The 21,606-nt window shown below is 37.0% G+C and carries 21 protein-coding genes and 1 riboswitch; of the genes, 19 read left to right on the plus strand and 2 right to left on the minus strand.

Annotated features, from left to right (window positions below; translation table 11 throughout):
- Positions 1–162: 162 nt before the first annotated feature.
- The gene (locus MHI02_RS08675; protein ID WP_047184088.1) at positions 163–1,878 is read right to left on the minus strand and encodes an IS1634 family transposase; all 1,716 of its coding nucleotides are present in this window, start codon (positions 1,876–1,878) and stop codon (positions 163–165) included.
- Between the two features lie 196 nt (positions 1,879–2,074).
- Positions 2,075–2,177, plus strand: a riboswitch (SAM riboswitch).
- 100 nt (positions 2,178–2,277) lie between these two features.
- Between MHI02_RS08675 and MHI02_RS08680 the strand changes: the two genes are divergently transcribed.
- The 11 genes from MHI02_RS08680 to MHI02_RS08730 all read left to right on the plus strand — a co-directional run bounded on the left by MHI02_RS08680 (position 2,278) and on the right by MHI02_RS08730 (position 11,848).
- A complete protein-coding gene (locus tag MHI02_RS08680) occupies positions 2,278–3,291 on the plus strand; it encodes a methionine ABC transporter ATP-binding protein (RefSeq protein WP_341165850.1) in 1,014 nt (337 codons plus the stop codon).
- Entirely contained in the window at positions 3,281–3,949 is a 669-nt protein-coding gene (locus tag MHI02_RS08685; RefSeq protein ID WP_341165851.1) for a methionine ABC transporter permease, read from the plus strand. Before MHI02_RS08680 ends, MHI02_RS08685 begins: the two co-directional genes overlap by 11 nt.
- A gap of 23 nt (positions 3,950–3,972) precedes the next feature.
- The gene (locus MHI02_RS08690; protein ID WP_047185771.1) at positions 3,973–4,812 is read left to right on the plus strand and encodes a MetQ/NlpA family ABC transporter substrate-binding protein; all 840 of its coding nucleotides are present in this window, start codon (positions 3,973–3,975) and stop codon (positions 4,810–4,812) included.
- 71 nt (positions 4,813–4,883) lie between these two features.
- Positions 4,884–5,984, plus strand: coding sequence for an iron-containing alcohol dehydrogenase family protein (locus MHI02_RS08695; RefSeq protein WP_047185772.1), 1,101 nt, complete (start codon positions 4,884–4,886; stop codon positions 5,982–5,984).
- Between the two features lie 287 nt (positions 5,985–6,271).
- On the plus strand, positions 6,272–6,571 hold the full coding sequence (locus MHI02_RS08700; protein ID WP_052771789.1) for a helix-turn-helix domain-containing protein: 300 nt from the start codon (positions 6,272–6,274) through the stop codon (positions 6,569–6,571).
- The gene (locus MHI02_RS08705) at positions 6,568–7,449 is read left to right on the plus strand and encodes an IS3 family transposase (protein ID WP_052771790.1); all 882 of its coding nucleotides are present in this window, start codon (positions 6,568–6,570) and stop codon (positions 7,447–7,449) included. Before MHI02_RS08700 ends, MHI02_RS08705 begins: the two co-directional genes overlap by 4 nt.
- 607 nt (positions 7,450–8,056) lie before the next feature.
- Positions 8,057–8,209 (plus strand): hypothetical protein, encoded by a 153-nt coding sequence (locus MHI02_RS08710; protein ID WP_165589202.1) that lies wholly within the window; start codon positions 8,057–8,059, stop codon positions 8,207–8,209.
- Between the two features lie 18 nt (positions 8,210–8,227).
- On the plus strand, positions 8,228–8,695 hold the full coding sequence (locus MHI02_RS08715; RefSeq protein WP_341165852.1) for a cytochrome c oxidase subunit II: 468 nt from the start codon (positions 8,228–8,230) through the stop codon (positions 8,693–8,695).
- Positions 8,696–8,708: 13 nt separating this feature from the next.
- A complete protein-coding gene (locus MHI02_RS08720; protein ID WP_060668553.1) occupies positions 8,709–10,388 on the plus strand; it encodes a cbb3-type cytochrome c oxidase subunit I in 1,680 nt (559 codons plus the stop codon).
- Positions 10,389–10,643: 255 nt separating this feature from the next.
- Positions 10,644–11,276, plus strand: a complete 633-nt coding sequence (locus MHI02_RS08725) for an SCO family protein (protein ID WP_047186302.1) — start codon at positions 10,644–10,646, stop codon at positions 11,274–11,276.
- A complete protein-coding gene (locus MHI02_RS08730; RefSeq protein ID WP_047186301.1) occupies positions 11,276–11,848 on the plus strand; it encodes a hypothetical protein in 573 nt (190 codons plus the stop codon). The genes MHI02_RS08725 and MHI02_RS08730 overlap by 1 nt, the downstream gene beginning before the upstream one ends.
- Positions 11,849–11,886: 38 nt before the next feature.
- On the opposite strand, the gene MHI02_RS08735 is transcribed toward MHI02_RS08730, so the two are convergent.
- Entirely contained in the window at positions 11,887–12,579 is a 693-nt protein-coding gene (locus MHI02_RS08735) for a Crp/Fnr family transcriptional regulator (protein WP_047186300.1), read from the minus strand.
- A gap of 482 nt (positions 12,580–13,061) precedes the next feature.
- Here MHI02_RS08735 and MHI02_RS08740 point away from each other — a divergent pair, with 482 nt between their 5' ends.
- From MHI02_RS08740 to narJ, 8 genes are all read left to right on the plus strand, one after another.
- Positions 13,062–13,301 (plus strand): DUF2249 domain-containing protein, encoded by a 240-nt coding sequence (locus MHI02_RS08740; protein ID WP_047186299.1) that lies wholly within the window; start codon positions 13,062–13,064, stop codon positions 13,299–13,301.
- A 70-nt stretch (positions 13,302–13,371) separates the two neighbouring features.
- The gene (locus tag MHI02_RS08745) at positions 13,372–14,496 is read left to right on the plus strand and encodes a TIGR04053 family radical SAM/SPASM domain-containing protein (RefSeq protein WP_047186298.1); all 1,125 of its coding nucleotides are present in this window, start codon (positions 13,372–13,374) and stop codon (positions 14,494–14,496) included.
- 211 nt (positions 14,497–14,707) lie between these two features.
- On the plus strand, positions 14,708–15,124 hold the full coding sequence (locus MHI02_RS08750) for a hemerythrin domain-containing protein (RefSeq protein WP_204798758.1): 417 nt from the start codon (positions 14,708–14,710) through the stop codon (positions 15,122–15,124).
- Between the two features lie 19 nt (positions 15,125–15,143).
- Positions 15,144–15,464 (plus strand): hypothetical protein, encoded by a 321-nt coding sequence (locus MHI02_RS08755; protein WP_204798757.1) that lies wholly within the window; start codon positions 15,144–15,146, stop codon positions 15,462–15,464.
- 53 nt (positions 15,465–15,517) lie between these two features.
- Positions 15,518–15,808: a hypothetical protein gene (locus tag MHI02_RS08760; protein WP_145543267.1), complete on the plus strand. Its 291-nt coding sequence runs from the start codon at positions 15,518–15,520 to the stop codon at positions 15,806–15,808.
- The gene (locus tag MHI02_RS08765; RefSeq protein WP_204798756.1) at positions 15,792–19,469 is read left to right on the plus strand and encodes a nitrate reductase subunit alpha; all 3,678 of its coding nucleotides are present in this window, start codon (positions 15,792–15,794) and stop codon (positions 19,467–19,469) included. Before MHI02_RS08760 ends, MHI02_RS08765 begins: the two co-directional genes overlap by 17 nt.
- A complete protein-coding gene (narH, locus tag MHI02_RS08770) occupies positions 19,459–20,967 on the plus strand; it encodes a nitrate reductase subunit beta (RefSeq protein ID WP_047186293.1) in 1,509 nt (502 codons plus the stop codon). Before MHI02_RS08765 ends, narH begins: the two co-directional genes overlap by 11 nt.
- Complete coding sequence (narJ, locus tag MHI02_RS08775; protein WP_047186292.1) at positions 20,964–21,566, plus strand: nitrate reductase molybdenum cofactor assembly chaperone; 603 nt, start codon at positions 20,964–20,966, stop codon at positions 21,564–21,566. The genes narH and narJ overlap by 4 nt, the downstream gene beginning before the upstream one ends.
- The last annotated feature ends 40 nt before the right edge of the window (positions 21,567–21,606 follow it).

Genomic DNA, 21,606 nt, shown 5'->3' on the forward strand with positions numbered 1-21,606 from the left:
AATGAATTAGGAATTGTAGAAAAATGTCGAATCTTCATTGACAGTTTTACTAACTAGCCGTATAATAAATTTTAACTTAATCTCATGTTTGACACTAAAAATCGCCAAAAACACTGCTAAATCAATGTTTATGGCGATTTTTTTAAGGCATAAAACTGCGTACTATTTTTCCCTTTTGGTTTGTTTAAAAATTTTTTTCATATTTTTTTGAGTAACTATTTCGTAGTCAGTTCTAAAGCCAAATGCATCATGTAATGCATCCGTAATTTCTGTTCGAGTATATACAGGTATGTATCCTTCTCCATCCAATTCTAGCATGTTCATATTTCTTAACGTACTAATTAATTCAGGACATGTAAATCTTTCATCCAACTTTTTTTCTAGAATGCGATAGATCAATAAGGACAAAAAGCATGTTAGAAAATGTGCCTTTATTCGGGTTTCTCTTTGCAAGTAAACTGGTCGAGCCTGGAATTCACTTTTTAGTATTCGGAATGTCTCCTCAATCTCCCATCGCCCATGATTTATCTTAATTATTTCCTCAATAGTTGATTCTAGATTGGTACATACGGCATAAAATCCATCATACATGGATTCGTTATCAATCTGTTTCTGATTCAGAGTTGCTTGCGTCTTATCCGCAATTTCACCATTGTCTGTTACATGTGTCGCTTTAATGAATCTCTTTGGGTCATTCTGATTATGTTTATTCAACGAGCTTGGATTTTCCATCTTTTTCTTCGCTCGTTCAACTTGTTTAGCTCGAATGGATGATTGATAACGCTGATAAACAGGGGAGTAGGTGACAATTAACTTTTGTTCTAGATCATTTTCCTTGATCCAACGCTCTTTGTAGTACGTTCTCTGGTCATTTTCGAGATTGCGAATGTCATTCAAATTTATCTTTTTATTACTTCCTGGTATTCGCCACCCTTCAGGATCCAGAGACCATTCCTTCAAAAATTTCTTCAGTTTTTTGATAGACTGCGTAGTTACAAAGGCGCGTTTTCCTCGAGTATTATATATCCGATTCTTATTTGAAGATAGACCGGCATCTGTACATACAACAAATTTTGAAAGGTTAAAGTCCTTTAAAATACGACGTTCCAACGGTTTCAAGGTTGTTTGTTCATTTCTATTTCCAGGTGTCATACTAAAAGCAAGTGGAAGGCCTGACCCATCCATGAACAGTCCCATTTGAACAATTGGGTTGGGGCGATTTTCTTTAGAAACTCCATATTGTTTTAAACCGTCTTCTTCTTCGATTTCAAAGAAAAAGTTTGTGCAGTCATAATATAGAATCTGTGTGTTTCTATCCACTACATTTAGACTGTTTTTATACACCATTTCCTCTATGTAATCTGATTGCTCGGCGAGGACACCAAGTGCCCGATAAATTTGATGTGACTGAAAATGTGCAGGTTCAAGTAAGTCTTTCGAATGTTCAAACGTTCCTTTTTTAGAGGTCGGATGTAGAATCCGTAAATAAAGAAGGCGCGAAAGTATTTCATTCAGATCATATTTGAATTCATACTCCTGAGATATCTTCTGGCAAATTTTATCCAGTTTTAACCCATGGTAAATAGATTGTAAAAAGAGGTAACCAGCATTAAATAGCGTCTGTTTATTCAATGGTATTTGCTTGGCAGGACTGTATTTGGTGACGATTTTATAGTTTCGTTCCTTTTCTTCCAGTGTTAACTTTTTAGCGTATTCTTTTGCCCAGGTATAGGGATCCACACCAGGATGCTTTTCTAAAATTTCTTTGTCATTTCCCAAGGCTTCAACAACTTTGGTTGTCCTTTTATTGCCCCGATAAATATCTTTAATTACAAAATAAGACTTGGAATTTTTAGAACGACTCACTTTAATACGCATAAAATTACCCCCAAAGCAGCTAATGTTACCTTAATTATAGTATATTACGAAATGTTACGCAATAAAATTATGAAAAATTTGACAAAAAAATAAAGCCGTACCAAGGCTTTTGCGCGTTTTTTTTATTTTAGGGTGTCAAACTCCCGAGTTTTACTAACTAGCCGTATAATAAATTTTAACTTAATAATTTTCATATAACTTATCAAGAGTGACCGAGGGATTGGCCCAATGACGTCCGGCAACCCCCTTATGGGAAGGTGCCAAGTCCAACAGAATGATCACATTCTGGAAGATAAGCGGAAGATACATTGTTTGTGTCGATGCTCCTTTCAGATGAATGGAGTATTTTTTTTCGTAAAAATATGTCATATTGGCTGTAAAAAGAGCGAGGGGATATAGATGATAAACATTAATCATTTGTCAAAGGTATATCAGACGAAAAAAGGAGAAGTTAGTGGCGTTAACAATGTTTCACTAACCATTAATGAAGGTGAAATCTATGGCATCGTTGGTTATTCTGGTGCTGGTAAAAGTTCCCTTGTACGATGTATCAATTTATTAGAACGTCCAACTAAAGGAAATATAACAGTAGACGGTGTTGATTTAACTAAATTAAAAAGTGAAAAGCTGAGACAAGCTAGATTAAAAATCGGTATGATTTTCCAAGACTTTAATCTGGTTAGTCAAAAAACGGTTTTTGAAAACATTGCTTTTTCGCTAAAAGCAGCAAAAGTTCCTTCCAATCAAATTGCGTCAAGGGTAGAGGAATTATTAGCGATGGTTGGGTTAAGTGATAAGCGGGATGTTTATCCAGGCCAATTAAGTGGTGGACAAAAACAACGGGTTGGGATTGCTAGAGCACTTGCTAATGATCCAAAAGTTCTTTTATGTGATGAAGCAACATCTGCCTTAGATCCTACAACAACGAAATCGATTCTTCAATTATTAAAGAAGATTAATAAAGAGATGAATATTACGATCGTATTAATTACACATGAAATGGACGTAGTAAAGGAAATATGTCATCGAATGGCGATCATGCAAGCTGGAAAAGTCGTTGAAGAAGGTGATGTGTATGAAATCTTTGCAAGTCCTAAAAATGAATTAACGAGGGAATTTATTTCAAGTGTTATTTCATTTGATTTACCAGCTCCCGTACTAGAAAAGGTGACGGGTACATTAGTGAAAGTTATTTTTAAAGGGGAAATTGCCGGGGAAAGTATTATTTCCGACATGGTACAGAAATTTAAAGTGAAAGGTAATTTTTTGCATGGATCTATCGACTATATTCAAGACGCACCGCTAGGAATTTTTGTCATGGAGCTTAATGGGGAAAAGGATGAAGTAAGCAAGGCGGTCCAATATATTGAAAATCGTTCAGCACATGTGGAGGTGATAAAAGATGGAATTTGATGTGAATCATATTATCGAATTAATTCCCGAGCTAAACACTGTGTTTCTTCAAACACTTTATATGATATCAGTTGGATTACTTGTAGCAGTGATTTTCGGATTGCCAATTGGAATTTTAATATTTGTAACAGATAAAGGACTATTCTTGCAAAACAGATTTGTAAATCAGATTGTAGGATTTATCGTCAATATGATACGGTCCATTCCATTTATCATTTTATTAGTGGCACTTATTCCATTAACAATTAAACTTACAGGTTCTACGATTGGACCAAAAGCTGCATCGGTTCCATTATCGGTTGCGGCTATCCCGTTTTTTGCGAGATTAGTAGAAACATCCCTTAGAAAAATTGAGTATGGTGTGATTGAAGCCGCTATTGCAGCTGGGGGTACACCATGGATGATTATTAAAGATGTATTGTTACCTGAAGCAAAATCTGGGATTATCTCAGGGATTACGATTACTGTTGTAAGTTTAGTTGGTACATCAGCTATGGCTGGTGTTGTCGGTGGTGGAGGAATTGGAGACCTTGCCATTCGTTTTGGATACTACCGTTATGATGACACCATCATGATTACTACCGTTGTTATATTGATTGTACTTGTTCAATTAATACAGATTATTGGCGACAAAATTGCCAAGGCTGTTAATAAATAATATAAGGGAGAAGGAAAAGAAAAATGAAAAAGAAAATTTTTATACTAATCGCTCTAATCGCTATTTCTTTGCTTGCTGCTTGTGGTGGCGGTAATGGTGAAGAAAGTTCTAGCGATAGTTCTACAGGGAATTCAAAAGAAATTAAAATTGGTGCTACTCCTGGCCCGTACAGTGATATGGTAAATAAAGCGTTAAAACCAGGCCTAGAGGATTTGGGTTATTCCGTAGAAGTGGTTGAATTTAGTGACTATATCCAACCGAACAACGCATTAAATAATGGTGATATCGATGCAAATCTATTCCAACATACTATCTATCTGGAAAACTTTGAAGCTGAGAATGATATGGATTTATCCGCATTGAAAATTGTTCCAACTGCACCAATGGGAATATTTTCTAACAAATATAATTCTATAGATAAAATAGAAGATGGTGCAACTGTTGCAGTTCCTAATGACCCAACGAATGGGGCTAGAGCATTTAATACACTTCAAGATGAAGGATTAATTAAACTAGATGAAAATGCTGATGAATTAACTGTTTCAGAAAAAGATATTAAAGAAAATCCGAAAAAACTAGTATTCCAACCAATTGAGGCTGGTCAATTACCTCGTGCAGTTGATAGTGCTGACTTAGCAGCGGTACCAGGTAACTATGCTTTAGCGGCAGATATGGATTTACTTGATGCTTTAGCATTAGAAGATATGTTAGATCAATATCGAAATGTTATAGCTGTTAAAGCTGAAAATGAAGATAGTCAACTAGCGAAGGACCTTGTTCAGGTAGTAGAATCAGACGAATTTGAAAAAGTGATTGATGAGGAATTCGAAGGGTTTGGAAAACCAAGCTGGATGACTGAGTAATGATTATTCTTATGGTTAAGAGTGAGGGGGCTTAAGCCTTCTCCTTTTTCATATACAAAGGAGAGAGCATAATGACAAATACAATATCTGTGCATGGAGCACCAAGTGAATACATATTAGAAGAAGGAATTTTAAACGGATTAGAAAATAAATTAATCGAGCGTGGATTTCGTAAGGTACTGATTGTTCATGGAACCAAGTCTTGGGAAGCTGTTAAGCCTTACTGGAATTCTTTTTCAGAAATTTCAAGTGAAGCATACCTATATCATGGGGAATGTTCCTTAAATGAAATCGATACCTTATCTAACGTTATAACGGAAGCGGAAGTGGATGCTGTCATTGGTGTTGGGGGAGGAAAGGTTCTTGATCTTGTAAAATCTTCAGCCCATCTCACACATACCCCATATGTTTTAATCCCGACACTTGCATCAAATTGTGCTCCTTGGACACCGATTAGTGTGATCTATGATGATGATGGTTCCTTTGTACGTTTTGATTTATACCCTGAAAATGCAAGTCTCGTGTTAATAGAACCACAGATATTATTACATGCACCACTTGATATGTTTATTGCAGGAATCGGGGATACCCTAGCAAAATGGTATGAAGCCGAAGTACAAATAGGGAAAATGAATACAAAATCAGCGGCGTTGGAAATTTCTTATCATGCTGCGAAACTGTGTAAAGAAAACTTGCTTGAGCATTCAGAACATGCGATTGAAGCGGTGAAGAGTGGTGTCTTGAATGATGATTTTATTAAAGTTGCTGAAACCATTATTATGATTGGTGGAATGGTTGGAGGATTTGGTGATCATTATGGAAGGGTTGCTGGTGCCCACGCCATTCATAATGGATTAACTGCTCTCGAGGAAACACATCAAGCGCTTCATGGTGATAAGGTTGCATATGGTATTTTAATCCAACTCATTTTAGAAGATAAATGGAAGGAAATCGATGAGATATTACCATTTTATCAAAAATTACATTTACCCAATTCACTTAAATATCTAGGTGTACAAACAATAGATGAAGAGAATTTAATTCAAGTTGCTGAAAAAGCTGTTAAACCAGAAGAATCTATTCACGTCCTACCTGGAGCGATTACAAGCGATTCAGTTGTACAGGCAATGATTCAACTGGAGGAAAAAGTAAACGGCGTAACCGTTTCATGATGAAAAAGTATACTTTCGGAAAAACAGGTGGAGAATCTAGATTCTTCACCTGTTTTTTGTTATGCGCTAAAGTAGCAGCTTTGTCTGTGGGAAGGGTATCAAGGACAGAACTGCATTCAAAAAAATTTGAAATGTCCGTGAGGGTATCACGGATAAAACTGCCTTCAAAATAGTTCATAATGTCCATGAGATGATGATATTGTATCTATAAAGTAGACAATTTTAGAAAGTGTCCTATTCATTTGATAATCTTATATATAGAATTAGATAGAAAATAGGGGATGAATATGACAAGACAACTAAAAAGATACAGTTATGAATTAAAGAAAAAAGTGGTTGAAAAGTATTTTGAGGGGTATGCAATCCGAGATTTGATAAAGGAATATAACATTAGTGCACCTCGAGTAGCGAATCGGTGGGTTAATAAGGTACGTGAAGGAGGTTATGAAGCGTTAAAAGATACAAGAGGTATGAAAAGCATAGGTAAACAGAAACGAAAAGAAGAGGAAACCAAAGATGAGCTTATCGAACGACAAGCATTACAAATCGAATATTTAAAAAAGCTTTTGGAGCTGGAAAGGATGTGAGAAAGCAGAAAGAGGTACAATTTGCCTTTATAGAAGCAAATGAGAAAGATTATCCTGTTACGATGTTAGTGCAACTGACTGATGTATCACGATCTGGTTATTACAAATGGAAAAAACGTGGAGGGGGTAGTGTGCAGGCACAAAAGGACGAAGAATTATACAACTATATCATCCAATTACATCATAAACACCGTGGTACATTGGGAAGAAAAAGAATGAAAATGGCATTAAAGGAGGAATATGACATTGAGGTTGGAGAGATGCGTGTCTCTAAAATCATGCGGAAATATGGTATTCGTTGTAAGATCCGCCAAAGGCGCTTTGTTAAGCGTAACGAGATAAATAAAAAAGTACCGAATATATTAAATCGAAACTTTCAAGCAAAGAAACCCGGAATGAAGTTTGCGATTGATATTACCTATTTACCAGTGATAGAGGGGCCAAACAAGAATCTTTATTTGTGTGCGATTAAAGATTTATTTCATGACGAGATTGTGGCGTATTCTATTAGTCAACGTCAGGATATAGAGCTTGTATACGAAGCGTTAGATCGTTTAAAAGAAAAAAAGTTTGTGAAAGGTGCCATTTTACATAGTGATCAAGGCACACAGTTCACAAACGCTGGTTATCAAATGCGTGTCAAAGAGATGGGCCTCACCCCATCCATGTCCCGCAGAGGCAACTGCTGGGACAACGCATGCATTGAAAACTTCTTTAGTCATTACAAGTGTGAAATAGAATGTTTTTTTGAAAACACAGAGACTGTATTCGAAGTTCAAAATGCGGCAAACCAATATATCCATTACTTTAATCATAATCGAATCAACACAAAATTACAAACGAGTCCTGTAAAATATATCAAGCGTTACGCAAGCTAAAAATGCACCGCAGGGAACCACAGCGGAGCTGCTTGCCCTTGCCTGGCATGCCTCTTCTTAGTGATTCGGTGTGTTGGGGATAGGGGCCCCCGACCAGCGAGAACTTAGAAGAGATGGTTCGTGGTACGCTCTGTGTGCGAATAGGGAGCTTTAATAGCTTTATTTTTCCCGATTCGCCACTTTATTCACCACCACGAACCCAAATGCCTGGCAAGGGTGGCGTATATGATCATAGCTCAAACTATCGGAAACAAAGGTATTGTGAAAAGTTTTTTGAGACACTTTGGTACTGTCTACTTGACAGAAGCAGGTGTATGAGCTATCACGGACAAAACTGCATTCGAAATAGCCTGAAATGTCCATGAGAGGTTGTCACGAACAAAGTTGCATTCAAAATACCTCGAAATGTCCGTGATAGTACCAACCAACAGACAAAGTACCCACCCCCCCACACAAACCCCCCTACTGAATAAAGTTTCAAATTACCAAAAAAATGAATGAATTTCACAAGTGTGCGGTAAATCACATGAAAGTTGTGATTTGGTTCACTTTTCCCTCTATCATTTCAATCTACAATATAGATAAGAGGATAAGGGAGGGATTAAAAGTGGAAAGAAATAAAGGTGTTATTCCGAAAAATGATCTCTATAAAGATGAAAATTCATTAAAAGGTGCATTATTTTCTTCTATTGTATTTGTTGGTGGAACGATTGTAGCTTTTATCGTCTTACTCATCGTTTTTTATATGATTCGAATCTAAATGAAGGAGGTTAACCTGATGAAAATGCATCGTGCTGAAGAAATTTGGTTAATTGTTGGTGTAGCTATTCTTGTGCTTTCCATGGTGTTTACTGGATACCAAGCGTTTGCCCAAGGAATGGCACCACCAAGTAATACGGAAACATTAGATCCACAAAAGGTAGATGAACATGCTCCATTTGATAATCCAGGTGTGTTTGAAATAGGAGAAAATGAATATGAAGTAGTTATGACACTACAAGCATTTAGTTTTACTCCAAATGAAATTGAAATACCAGCGGGTTCTGAAGTTCATTTTACGTTAACTTCTAAAGATGTCGTTCATGGCTTTCAAGTTGCTGGAACGAACATTAATGCAATGGTAACGCCAGGTTATATTCAACGAATCTCGCAAAAATTCGATGAACCTGGTGAATACCTTGTACTTTGTAATGAATATTGCGGAGCAGGTCATCAGTTGATGGCAACGACGATAACCGTTAAATAAAGGAGGGGAAGGGATGGAATTAGTGGAAAAACGTAATCTTTCAAAAAAAATAAACTATGTTGCTGGATTTCATCAAGATGATGCTCGACTCAGCTTAACGTATCTCGCAGTAGCATTTCTCGTATTATTAATTGGAGGTTTTCTAGGTTTATTTCAAGGATTAAATCGAGCAGGATTGCTGGAGTTACCAAGTTGGTTTGACTACTATCAAACGCTAACAGCACATGGCATTTTATTATTATTAGTCTTTACAACATTATTTACAGTCGGCTATTTTTATGCAGCTCTATCCCATACGTTAGGCGGCCTATTACCTAAAGTTCGGAAAATGGGTTGGATTGCATTTGGAATGATGATGATTGGGGTTGCCTTTGTTGCAACAACTATTGTTATGGGGGATGCATCCGTTTTATATACCTTTTATCCACCAATGCAAGCTTCCCCGTGGTTTTATATTGGTTTAGTTTTTGTTGTTCTAGGTATTTGGATTGCTGCATTTGGAGCGTTTATAAATATCGCCAATTGGAGAAAAAATCATCGTGGAAAACATACTCCATTATTAGCATTTTTTGCAACTGGTGTATTTGTACTACTATTTTTCGGAAGTATTGGAGTAACTGTTGAAGTGTTCATGCTTATTCCATGGGCTTTCGGTTGGACGGAAACCGTCAATGTTATGCTTAGCCGTACGCTGTTTTGGAGCTTTGGTCATACATTAGTTAATATTTGGTATTTAACTGCTATTTCAGCGTGGTATGTTGTTGTACCAAAGGTTATTGGCGGTAAATTATTTAGTGATGGCTTAACTCGATTAGTTGTTATTTTGTTAGTTATATTAAATATCCCAGGTGGGTTTCACCATCAAATTATTGATCCTGGTATTACAGAAACTTGGAAATTTATTCATGTATTTATGAGCCTATCAATTGCATTTCCATCCTTGATGACGGCCTTTGCAATGTTTGCTGCATTTGAACGGACAGGAAGAAAAAAAGGAGCAAAAGGATTATTAGGTTGGTTCAAGAAATTACCTTGGGGTGATGTCCGCTTCTTAGCACCATTTATTGCGATGGTTGCATTTATATTTGGTGGTGCAGGTGGAATTGCACAAACAAATAATCAGTTAAATCAAGTTGTCCATAATACGTTATGGGTAACGGGTCACTTTCATTTAACAGTTGGTGTTACAGTAGTTCTTACCTTCTTTGGAATCGCCTATTGGTTAATTCCACATCTTTCCAAGCGTGAATTAACACCGCGAATCAATCGATTAGGTATTTATCAAACCATTATTTGGACAGTTGGTATGATCTTTATGTCTGGTTCTATGCATTGGGTTGGATTATTAGGGGCGCCTAGAAGAAGTTCTTTTTCTACTTATGGTGATCAAGCAACTGCTTTAAGTTGGGATCCGTATTTGTTCTTATTAGCTATTGGAGGAACACTACTTATCATTGGAGTTATCCTCATGTTTTATATCGCAATCCACTTAATGTTCTTTGCACCAAAAGGAGAAACTGAATTCCCGATTGCGGAAGCTGAAGAAAATGTAATGCCGACTCCAAAATGGACAGAGCGCTGGGGGTTATGGATTGTTATGTTTTTGGCAATTGTAGCTATGGGATATGTAGTGCCATTAATGGATATTATCGTTAATGCACCACCAGGATCCCCGCCATTTAGGACTTGGTAAACAAACATTCTTCTTTTTAAAGAGTGAGGATATGAGGTTGGAACATAACGAAATGTTTAACTCAAATGACGAAGAATCCCACAGAATTAGCGGAGTATATTTCCGAAGCGGTTTATCTACTCCATAACTTCTGTAAAGTTCGGATTTCTCTTTTTATAAAACATTTTTGTCCCAACCTCTCCATTTTTATAAAGAGATAAAGAAAGATAAAATTTTGAAGCATTAATTTCCTTAAAAAATATAGGGTGTGATCGGATGATCAAAAATAAAAATACAATATCCTTATGTGTAGTTGTCTTATTTGGAGTTGTTCTGTTTTTTATTGAAACAGATGGATTTCAAGCTTTTACTACGGAATCGGCAAGAACCATGAAATTGGTAGAGGAACAACCGGTATTTCCAGATGTAACATTAGAGGATAGTAAGGGAAATATATACTCCTTTTCTGAATTCAAAGGGAAATACGTAATGATAACATTTGTTTACACAACATGTACATCTGTATGTCCAGAATTAGAGATGAATCTATTTAATGTCTATGATCAAGTACCAGAAAAATATATAGGGGAAGATATTGTATTCTTAAGTATTAGTTTTGATCCTGAGCGTGATGATGTTGAAACCTTAGAAAAGTATCGTCGCCTTTTTGGAAGTGACGGGGAAACATGGCGAATGGCAAGAGTACCAAATGCTGAAGAATTGCATAGTTTACTAGATGAATTTGGCGTTATTGTTATTCCCGATAATCAAGGTAATTTTACTCACAACTCTGCCTTTTATCTTGTCAACCCACAAGGGAAATTAGTAGATGTAATGGATTACCAAAAGGTGGATGAAGCAGCAAGCAAGCTAATGAGCATTCTTGAAAATGAGGTAGGTGATAAGTAATGAAGCAAGCTATATATGGTTTAGTACTGTATCTATTTCTTATGCTCCCACCGGTAATTACATTATCTGAATCTATTATGGTCGTCCATATGCATATGCAAATACCGCTTCTCGTAATAGTTGGAATGCTATTTACACCGTATTTAAAAGATAGATTTCCTAATGTTTTTGAGAACTGGAATTATAATGGAATACCAGGAATCATGCTATTTATGATTATCGTAATCTACTGGATGATTCCTCGTGCGATGGATGAAGCACTTGCGATATCAACTATTGAGATTTTTAAATTTATCAGCTTGCCATTTTTAGCAGGAATACCTTTACGGGATAGCTGGAGTAATCTTAATACTTTAGGAAAAAATATCATTTTTATTTGTTTGATTTTAATATCAAGTGCTATGGCTTGGTTATACATCGCTATTCCTACACAAATATGTAACAATTACCTCATCGTAGAACAAAAAGCACTTGGCTGGACATTTTTACTAATAGGTTTATGTCTCTTCATTTATTTTGTTCAATCTCTATTTATAAAAGATTATAGCCTAGAAGAAAGTGAAAATGAATAAAGGTATACCATTCCTTTTGGATTGGAATACCTTTATTATTAAAACAATTCTTCCTTTAATCTCTTTGTATCAAGAACGGTTCTTCCTTTTGTATCCGTAAAAACTAACTTTTTCCTCTTTAATTGGGTTAATGTTCTACTAACCGTTTCACGACTAGAGCCTATCATGTTAGCAAGATCTTTATTGGTAAACTGTGTTAGCAGAGTAATTTCTTCATTTCCATTCATTCTACCGTGTTTTTTCCCTAACCGAATTAATAATAGGATGATCTGTTCATATGTATTGCGAAGAATCTTATCTTCTAATCGATTTTGTAAATCTACAATTTTATCACCTAATACTCGGAAGATTTTAACACTGACCTCAGGGTTATTAATAAGAAAATCTTCAAATAAATGAATGGGAATATAGATTAAATGAGCATCCTCCATTACTTCCGCATGTGCAGGGTAATTATCATTTCTAAAGAATCCTTGGTGAGGAAACATTTCTCCAGCACTTAAAACATTAATAATTTGCTCTTTTCCATGGATGTCTGTTCGATAAATTTTAATCTTACCTTGATGAATAAAATAAACATTCTCTAATGGATCCCCCTGCATAAATATGTGTGTTCCATGTGGGTAGTTACGATTTCTTGCTAATTCAACTACATGATTTATTTCGTGATCCTCTAAACTTTTAAAAAGTGGGAAACGCTGTAGTAATTTTTTTATCGATTCAGGATACATTTCACTCCACCTTTCTATGTCAAATTTTATCTCACCTTAAGCTCCTGGGGAACAAAGAAGGTAGGTGGGAGATCGACTGCCCGTAACCATTAGCGGGGATGAAGGACTCCCCACTGATAGAAGTCTTCTTTATAAATATCCTATCACGAAGATAATTCTTATGTTGTGAGAAATATCATTCTATATTAACCGTGAGTAAAATCACGTTTCATAAGTGCGTTTTGTCACAATGAATGGAGCTATTATATTGTATCTTAAATTTATGCCACCCTAAACGTGCAGTAAGACTCTCACCTAAAGCTTCTTGGGAAAGAAGGAGATCAACTGCCCGTAAAGGTCCGATAAGTGCAACTAACCATCAATGGGGGATGAAGGAGCCCCTCACCGATGGAAGTCTTCTTCATAGGAGGAGTACCTAAATTCCAAAATTAGTTTACTCCAAAATATAGCAAATGATTATGAAAAGAAACGGAGGGATTCACATGAACGAAAAACACTATACCATTAAACTTCATGCACCAGACATTGAACCAAAAATTCGACATCCCAAAATATTTGAAGCGTTTGACCAATTAAAATCTGGTGAAATAATGCATCTGTCCAATGACCACAATCCGAAACCATTATATTATCAATTTTTAATGGAAAGAAAAAATCAATTTAGTTGGGAGTATTTAGAAGAAGGCCCCGACTTGTGGCAAGTGAAAATTAAGAAAAAATAACACCGAATAAGTCCTTGAGTTAGACAGGGACTTATATTCACAGATACGTGTAACTAAAGGATGGGAAATTATGTTTAATAGAGATTATAATCAAAATCCATTTATTGTAATATGGGAATTAACACGTGCATGCGCATTGCATTGTTTGCATTGTCGTGCAGAAGCTCAACACCATAGACATCCACTCGAATTAACTTTTGAAGAAGGAAAGAAATTAATTGATGATATTTATGACATGGATAATCCCATGCTTGTGTTCACAGGGGGCGATCCACTGGAGCGGCCAGATGTATTTGATATTGCAGAACATGCCATTAAAAAAGGTGTACGTGTTTCCATGACGCCTTCCGCAACACCAAATGTTACCAAAGAAGCAATGAAAAAAGCAAAAGATATTGGTCTTGCTAGATGGGCATTTAGTATCGATGGTCACTGTAAAGAAATCCATGATCACTTTCGTGGGACTGAAGGATCATTTGATTTAACAATGAGAGCAATTCAATATTTGCATGAACTAAAGATGCCTTTACAGATTAATACGGTTATTTCTAAATATAATCTTGATTATTTAGAGGAAATGGCAGAAATGGTCGAGAGCCTAAACTGCGTATTATGGAGTGTGTTTTTCCTTGTTCCGACAGGTAGAGGAAAAGAATCAGATATGATTTCTCCTGCAGAACATGAAAAAGTGTTTAGATGGTTATATCAATTATCCAAGCGAGTTCCTTTTGATATTAAAACAACCGCTGGTCAACATTACAGACGAGTAGTGATCCAACAAAAGATGCGTGAACACAAGGGAATGAGTGATAAGGAACATATCTTTTATGAAGATGCTGTAAATCAGGGAAAAACCGGACAGATTGATGGATTAGGTCGTGCACCTAAAGGAGTAAATGATGGGAATGGATTTGTATTCATTTCTCATATTGGCGATGTATACCCTAGTGGATTATTGCCAATTAAGGCAGGAAACGTTCGTGTTAACCCACTACAAGAAATTTATAGAGAATCCGAGGTATTTAAAAATCTTCGAAATCCAGACAAATATAAAGGGAAATGTGGGGTTTGCGAATTTAGACATGTTTGCGGTGGTTCAAGATCTAGAGCATATAATGCAACAGGAGATTATATGGAAAGTGAACCGTACTGTGTATATATACCTAAAGTAATGAGGAAAAAAGGCAAAAGGTAAACGGAATAAGATAAGAAAAAATGCGACTTAATATTCAAGTTAAGTCGCTATTTTTATTTCGTGAAATTTGTCGAATTCCCTGAGATATTCAAAAATGAATTGAGAAATGTCTTCTTATAAATAACTTCTTTTTTTGTATAAAAAAGGAAAAGGAAACTCATAATGGATTATGTATATCATTTACGTGATTAATCTAAAGGGAGGGAAGCATATGTCGGGTAAGGGATTAAAGCATGTGGATAGTCATTCCGCTATACATGAGGCGGCTTTAGAAGAGGCAAGGGAACTTAATGGAATCCTTGGTAAATTAGTAAACAATAATCAAACGGACAAGGCGTTAGAAATTGCATATATAGCTGTTGAACATTGGGAGACAAGAACATTACGTCATGCAGATGCGGAAGAAGAAGGGTTATATAAGGAGCTTGTAGAGGAATCTCCAGAATTAAAAAATGACGTTGTTGCACTAACTAGGGATCATGACATATTACGTTTTTTAGTTAAAGAAATTAAACAATCACTTGAAACGGAAGGATTTAATCAAGGTGTTCTGGAAATGCTCCACACTTTAGTACATGTTGATGCCTTTCATAATCAAGAAGAAGAGAGAATACTACCCCACCATTAGGCCGTAAGAGGTGATAGTTTTGAGTAATAAAACGAAAAAGAGTCAAAATCAAGTACGGTCATTAATTTCGGTTTCCCCTAAACTTTATCGGTATATTACATCTGAATTAGAAAAAAGATACCATATTCATTCCTATGACCTTCAAGCAGGTGCAATCACAAAAGAAAATGGAATCCATCTCTTTGTAAGATTTGGTGAGCATTACAACAATGAAAAAGATCAATTTCTAACGAATGAAATGTTAGAAGATGAAAAAGTCTTAGAATCATTCGTGGAAGAAGTTGGGGAAGCGTGTAAGCAAGTGATGATTGATGACTATTTTAATAAAATGGCACCTTAATTGTTTTAATTTTGCTTAAAATAACCGGCACTCCATATGAAGGAGGAGAAAAAATGTTTTTATTCGAAAATCAAGCTGATTTTGTCCAGGATCGTGAAGATTTGTTGCAAGTATTGCGAATGCGGTTTGGTGATATAGCTCCTGGTATAGTTGAAGCCATTTACATGATTGATGATTTAAACACGATAGAACGTTTAATCCTAGTTGCCGCAAACGCACCAACTTTAGGGATTTTTTTAGAAGAAATGGAAGCGGGAGAAGGGAATTTCCGAATGGTTGGTGAACGATTCAATCCAATTGAATCCATGCTTGGAGGAGGCTATTCTAATGGCGAAAAAAAATAAATTACTTGAACATTTCAAGTATATTAAACGTGGAAAAAAAATTAACGATGGTTGGACGGAGGAAAGTCCACGTTCAAGGGATGCCGAGGATATTTATCGTCGCAGATGGGCACATGATAAAATTGTGAGATCTACGCATGGTGTAAATTGTACAGGTTCATGTAGTTGGAAAATTTATGTGAAAGACGGGATTATTACATCCGAAACGCAACAAACGGATTACCCATCTACAGGTGATGATTTTCCAGAATATGAGCCACGTGGCTGTCCAAGGGGTGCCAGTTTCTCATGGTATACATATAGCCCAGTAAGGGTGAAATATCCATATGTTCGTAGTGATCTATATGAATTATGGAAATCTGAAATAGCTGTAGCTGAGAACCCTGTAAAAGCATGGGAAAACATTCAAAATGAACCTGAAAAGCGTAAGAAGTATGTAAAAGCACGTGGAAAAGGTGGATTCGTTCGTGCAGATTGGAAAGATATCTGCCAAATGATAGCTAGTTCCATCATTTATACGATTAAAAAGTATGGACCAGACCGGGTTGTAGGATTTAGTCCAATTCCTGCAATGTCCATGGTCAGCTATGCGGGGGGAACAAGATTTCTTTCTTTAATTGGTGGTACCATCCTGAGTTTCTATGATTGGTACGCAGATCTTCCTCCAGCTTCTCCACAAGTTTGGGGCGATCAAACAGATGTACCTGAAAGTGCTGATTGGTATAATACGAAATATTTTATTATTTGGGGTACCAATTTACCGCAAACGCGTACGCCAGATGCTCATTTTATGGTAGAGGCAAGATATAACGGAACAAAAGTGGTTGGGGTAAGTCCGGATTATGCAGAGTATGAGAAGTTTGCTGATATGTGGCTTCCCGCTAGAGCTGGTACAGACGGAGCTCTTGCGATGGCAATGACACATGTTATTTTGAAAGAATTTTATGTTAACCAACAGACACCGTACTTCATTAACTATGTTAAGAAATTTACGGATCTGCCATTTCTTGTTATTTTACGTGAACATGGAGATGAGTATCGTACCGATCGTTTCTTAAGAGCATCAGATTTAAATGGTACGGAAAAATTAGGTGAATGGAAAACAGTGGTTTGGGACGAACAAACAAACCAAATGGAAATTCCAAATGGCACCCAAGGCCATAGATGGGACAATGGTAGTAAGTGGAATCTCGAACTCCAAAAGGAAGACGGTTCCATAATTGATCCAAAATTGAGTTTCATTGATGACTCAGACGAGGTTACCCAAGTTTCATTTCCTTACTTTGCGGAAGAAGAAGGTGGAACTGTTCATCGCGGTGTTCCAATTAAATATGTAACGGATATAAAAGGGAACAAATTAAAGGTTACAACTGTCTATGATTTAATGATGGCACATGTTGGTGTGGATCGGCATCTTCCAGGGGATTATCCTACAGATTATAATGATCCGAAACCGTATACTCCAGCATGGCAAGAGAGCATAACAGGTGTAAATAAAAACCATGTCATTAAAATAGCAAAAGAGTTTGCGGACAATGCTGCCAGAACGAAAGGTAAGTCTATGATTGCAATGGGTGGTGGAACAAACCACTGGTATCATAGTGACCAAATTTATCGTTCCATTTTAAACTTGATTCTCTTAACCGGTTCCCAAGGTGTGAATGGTGGTGGCTGGGCCCATTATGTTGGACAAGAAAAAGTACGTCCTATAGAAGGTTTTAGCGTGGTTGCTTTTGCGAATGATTGGGGAGCTACACCAAGACATCAAAACGGAACATCATTTTTCTATTTTGCAACCGAACAATTCCGTTATGAAGAACAGGTTGAAGAAAAGGAAACGAATTGGGGAAGTAAGTACTCATATATGCATCCGGCAGATATGAATGCTCTCTCTGCTAGGTTAGGATGGCTACCATCGTTCCCACAGTTCTCACAAAACTCTATTGATATTGTGAAGGAAAGTAGAGAACAAGGGGCGAGTTCAAATAAAGAAGTTATTGATCATGTCGTACAACGAATTAAGTCTGGAGATTTGGAATGGGCCATTGAAAATCCGAATGACCCTCGTAATTTCCCAAGGGTTTTCTTTAACTGGCGATCAAACCTTCTTGGTGACAGTGGAAAAGGTCATGAATATTTTGCTAAACACCTTATTGGTGGCGAAAACCAGGTTATGACCGATACAAAGAATTCTTGGCAACCAGAAACGGTAAACGTCTCTGAGGAGGCTCCAGAAGGGAAAACTGATCTTTTTGTTGCGATAGATTTCCGTATGACAAGTTCAGGATTATTCTCAGATATCGTCTTACCAGCAGCCACATGGTATGAAAAATTTGATATTAGTACGACGGACATGCATCCATTTATTCATCCATTTAATGCTGCCATATCACCACCATGGCAAGCGAAAAGTGACTGGAATACGTTCCAGGAGATTGCTAAAGAATTTTCTAATCTAGCAAAAGAACATTTACCAGAAACAGAAGAATTGATGATGAAACCACTTGCACATGATTCACCTGATGAAATCGCTCAAGTTCACGGTAAAATTAAAGATTGGCGAAAGGGCGAAGTGGAAGCCATACCTGGAAAAACGATGCCAAACTTGCACGTTATTAAGCGTGACTACCCAAGTACCTATGAAAAAATGACAACTATTGGTCCCAATTTAAAGAACGGTTATGGTGGAAAAGGCGTCAAAATACCAGGTGAAAAGGTCTTTGAGGAGCTTAAGAGTAGACTCGGGGTTTCCAAACGCGAAGGTATTGGAAAAGGAAATCCAGATCTATCAACAGATAAAAAAGCGATTAATGCGATTTTATTAATGTCTGGTGCTTCTAATGGAAAACGTGCTGTAGAGGGCTGGAAATCGATGGAAGCTAAGACAGGTCAGAAGTTAACTGAAATTGCAGAAGCAAGAGAAGAAGAAGATTTTACCTTAAAAGAAATAACTGTCCAACCACGAACATCGATTTCTACCCCAATGTGGAGTGGGATGGAAAAGGATGGAAGACGCTATTCGCCATTTACAGTGAATACGGAATACAATCTTCCATGGCACACACTTACAGGAAGACAAAGTTTCTATTTAGATCACGAGGTGATGTTAGATTACGGTGAGGGGCTTCCATTATATTTACCACCATTAAATAAAGGTCCATTTATTAAAACAGATAAAGGTGTAGAAGAAAATGGAAAGTCTATTACGGTTCGCTATTTAACCCCACACCAAAAATGGGGAATTCATACGATGTTTACGGAAGCAAAACACATGGCACAACTATTTAGAGGCTGGCAAGTTGTTTGGATGAATGAAGAAGATGGACATTCTATTGGTATAAAAGACAATGACTTTATTGAAGTGTATAACCGAAATGGAGCAATTGCTGCCCGTGCTGTTCTGACGTATCGTATTCCAAAAGGTATGGTTTATATGTACCATGCGCAAGATCGAACAATGGGGGTGCCTGGAACTGCCGTTAATAAAAAACGTGGTGGAACCCATAACAGTGTTACGAGAATCACATTAAAAGGAACTCATATGATCGGTGGTTATTCACAATTGAGTTACGGCTTTAACTATTATGGTCCAACAGGTCATCAGCGCGATACGATGGCTATAGTTAGGCCGCTTAGGGAGGTTGATTGGCTTGAGAATTAAGGCACAAGTTGCCATGGTTATGCACTTGGACAAGTGTATTGGATGCCATACTTGTTCTGTAACCTGTAAAACAACGTGGACAAACCGTCCTGGGACAGAGTATATGTGGTTTAATAACGTGGAAACAAGACCGGGTCCAGGGTATCCGAAAAGATGGGAAGACACGGATCGCTATAAGGGTGGATGGAAATTAGAAAACGGCAAACTTAAGCTACGTGCTGGAGGACCGATTTCCAAGCTTGCCAATATTTTCTACAACCCAAATATGGCTGAAATGGAAGATTTTTATGAGCCTTGGACCTATGATTACGATAATTTAATTCATAGTCCGAAGAGAGAGAATCTTCCTGTTGCGAGACCTTATTCGGAAATTACAGGTAAGTATATGGATAAGCCAGAATGGGGTTCAAACTGGGATGATGACTTAGCAGGGGGAAGTGAAATTGTTCCCCTTGATCCAAATGTAGAAAAACTGCAAGAACATATTAAAATGGAATACGAAAAAACATTTATGATGTATTTACCAAGAATTTGCGAACACTGTTTAAACCCATCATGTGTTGCTTCGTGTCCTACAGGCGCTTTATATAAACGTGATGAAGACGGAATCGTATTAGTAGACCATGATGCATGTCGTGGCTGGCGTTTCTGTCAAAATGGCTGCCCGTATCATAAGGTTTACTACAATTGGAATACGCATAAAGCAGAAAAGTGTAATTTCTGTTATCCAAGAACAGAAGCTGGATTGCCAACTATTTGTTCTGAAACATGTGTTGGACGAATTCGATATATCGGAGTCGTTCTATATGATGCAGATAAAGTGAAGGAAGCTGCTTCAGTTGAAGACCCACAAGATTTGTATGAGGCACAACTTTCTTGTTTCCTTGATCCTTTTGATCCAGAAATTCAAAAAAAGGCTAGAGAAGCTGGTATAAATGATTCTTGGCTAGAAGCGGCTAAAGAATCTCCGGTTTATAAAATGGCGATGAAATGGAAGATTGCTCTACCATTACATCCAGAATATCGGACAATGCCAATGGTTTGGTATGTTCCTCCATTAAGCCCAATCATGAACCACATTACAAATGAGGAGGAGCTAGATACGGACGGTTATATTCCAGCAGTAGACCAAATGCGTATTCCTATAGAGTACTTAGCATCCATTCTAGCTGCAGACGATAAAGAAGTAGTTCGAAAAGTGTTATTGAAATTGTCTGCTATGCGTGTCTACATGCGTGGTAAAACTGTTGGTGGGATTGACGAATTTCGTCAGAGCGAGTTAGTCAAAGCGGCGAACACTTCTCCAGAAGAATTAGAAGAAATGGCCAGACTTTTAGGTGTGGCAAAATATGATGAGCGGTATGTCATTCCAACTGGACGAAGGGAAATGGATGATGATCTTTATTATAAACAAGGAACATGTAGTTTAGAGGATTTGGCGCCGCAAGAAGGGGTTAATCCAAGATTCGGCATGATGAAAGTGAGAGACAATCTATGAACGAGAATAAAAGAGTCATTCTAGTGATGGCTTCTCGATTACTTGGATATCCTAGCGAAGATTTTCACATACTAATGAAGGATATGGATGAACTCATTGATGAAACGATTAATGATGAAACGGTAAAAGAAGAATTAAAAAATTGTTATGCACCGTTAGGAAAAGTGAAATCCATAGACGTTCAAGAATTGTATGTTGAAACCTTTGATTTAAAATCAAAATTAGGTCTCTATTTAACTGCTCATGAACTAGGGGATAGCAATAAGCGCGGAGCTGCATTAATTAAGTTACAAAAAATAATTAGTCAAGCAGGCTTCGAAAGAGTAGGAGAAGAATTGACAGATTACATTCCAATGTTGCTGGAGTTTCTCGCATTATCTCCAAAAACAAAGGAAGTGGAACGTTTAGAAAAACGCATTTCAGTAGCTATTAACTACATGCTAGAACACATAGAGAAGGAAAATCCATATGCTGGAATTCTTTCTATGTTAATGAAGTACGTATTCTCACCTCCTACTGAAGAGGAAATGAAGCAATTAGAAGCAGGTAGAGAAGAAGCAGACTTAGAAGAACTACCATACCCTATTATGTACAAATAAACCTAATTATTTCAAAAGGTTGTTTTAAAGAATAAATTTC

The organism is Oceanobacillus sp. FSL K6-0118, assembly GCF_038006665.1.
GTDB lineage: Bacteria > Bacillota > Bacilli > Bacillales > Amphibacillaceae > Oceanobacillus > Oceanobacillus caeni.

Bases quoted from the DNA above. Each gene is read 5' to 3' on its own strand.
- MHI02_RS08735 (WP_047186300.1), bottom strand. From the start codon at position 12,579: ATGTATCCTGAATCGATAAAAAAATTACTACAGCGTTTCCCACTTTTT.
- MHI02_RS08675 (WP_047184088.1), bottom strand. From the start codon at position 1,878: ATGCGTATTAAAGTGAGTCGTTCTAAAAATTCCAAGTCTTATTTTGTA.
- MHI02_RS08760 (WP_145543267.1), top strand. From the start codon at position 15,518: ATGTTTTTATTCGAAAATCAAGCTGATTTTGTCCAGGATCGTGAAGAT.
- MHI02_RS08690 (WP_047185771.1), top strand. From the start codon at position 3,973: ATGAAAAAGAAAATTTTTATACTAATCGCTCTAATCGCTATTTCTTTG.
- MHI02_RS08725 (WP_047186302.1), top strand. From the start codon at position 10,644: ATGATCAAAAATAAAAATACAATATCCTTATGTGTAGTTGTCTTATTT.
- MHI02_RS08715 (WP_341165852.1), top strand. From the start codon at position 8,228: ATGAAAATGCATCGTGCTGAAGAAATTTGGTTAATTGTTGGTGTAGCT.
- MHI02_RS08745 (WP_047186298.1), top strand. From the start codon at position 13,372: ATGTTTAATAGAGATTATAATCAAAATCCATTTATTGTAATATGGGAA.
- MHI02_RS08730 (WP_047186301.1), top strand. From the start codon at position 11,276: ATGAAGCAAGCTATATATGGTTTAGTACTGTATCTATTTCTTATGCTC.
- MHI02_RS08695 (WP_047185772.1), top strand. From the start codon at position 4,884: ATGACAAATACAATATCTGTGCATGGAGCACCAAGTGAATACATATTA.
- MHI02_RS08685 (WP_341165851.1), top strand. From the start codon at position 3,281: ATGGAATTTGATGTGAATCATATTATCGAATTAATTCCCGAGCTAAAC.
- MHI02_RS08740 (WP_047186299.1), top strand. From the start codon at position 13,062: ATGAACGAAAAACACTATACCATTAAACTTCATGCACCAGACATTGAA.
- narJ (WP_047186292.1), top strand. From the start codon at position 20,964: ATGAACGAGAATAAAAGAGTCATTCTAGTGATGGCTTCTCGATTACTT.
- MHI02_RS08700 (WP_052771789.1), top strand. From the start codon at position 6,272: ATGACAAGACAACTAAAAAGATACAGTTATGAATTAAAGAAAAAAGTG.
- MHI02_RS08750 (WP_204798758.1), top strand. From the start codon at position 14,708: ATGTCGGGTAAGGGATTAAAGCATGTGGATAGTCATTCCGCTATACAT.
- MHI02_RS08720 (WP_060668553.1), top strand. From the start codon at position 8,709: ATGGAATTAGTGGAAAAACGTAATCTTTCAAAAAAAATAAACTATGTT.
- MHI02_RS08680 (WP_341165850.1), top strand. From the start codon at position 2,278: ATGATAAACATTAATCATTTGTCAAAGGTATATCAGACGAAAAAAGGA.
- MHI02_RS08765 (WP_204798756.1), top strand. From the start codon at position 15,792: ATGGCGAAAAAAAATAAATTACTTGAACATTTCAAGTATATTAAACGT.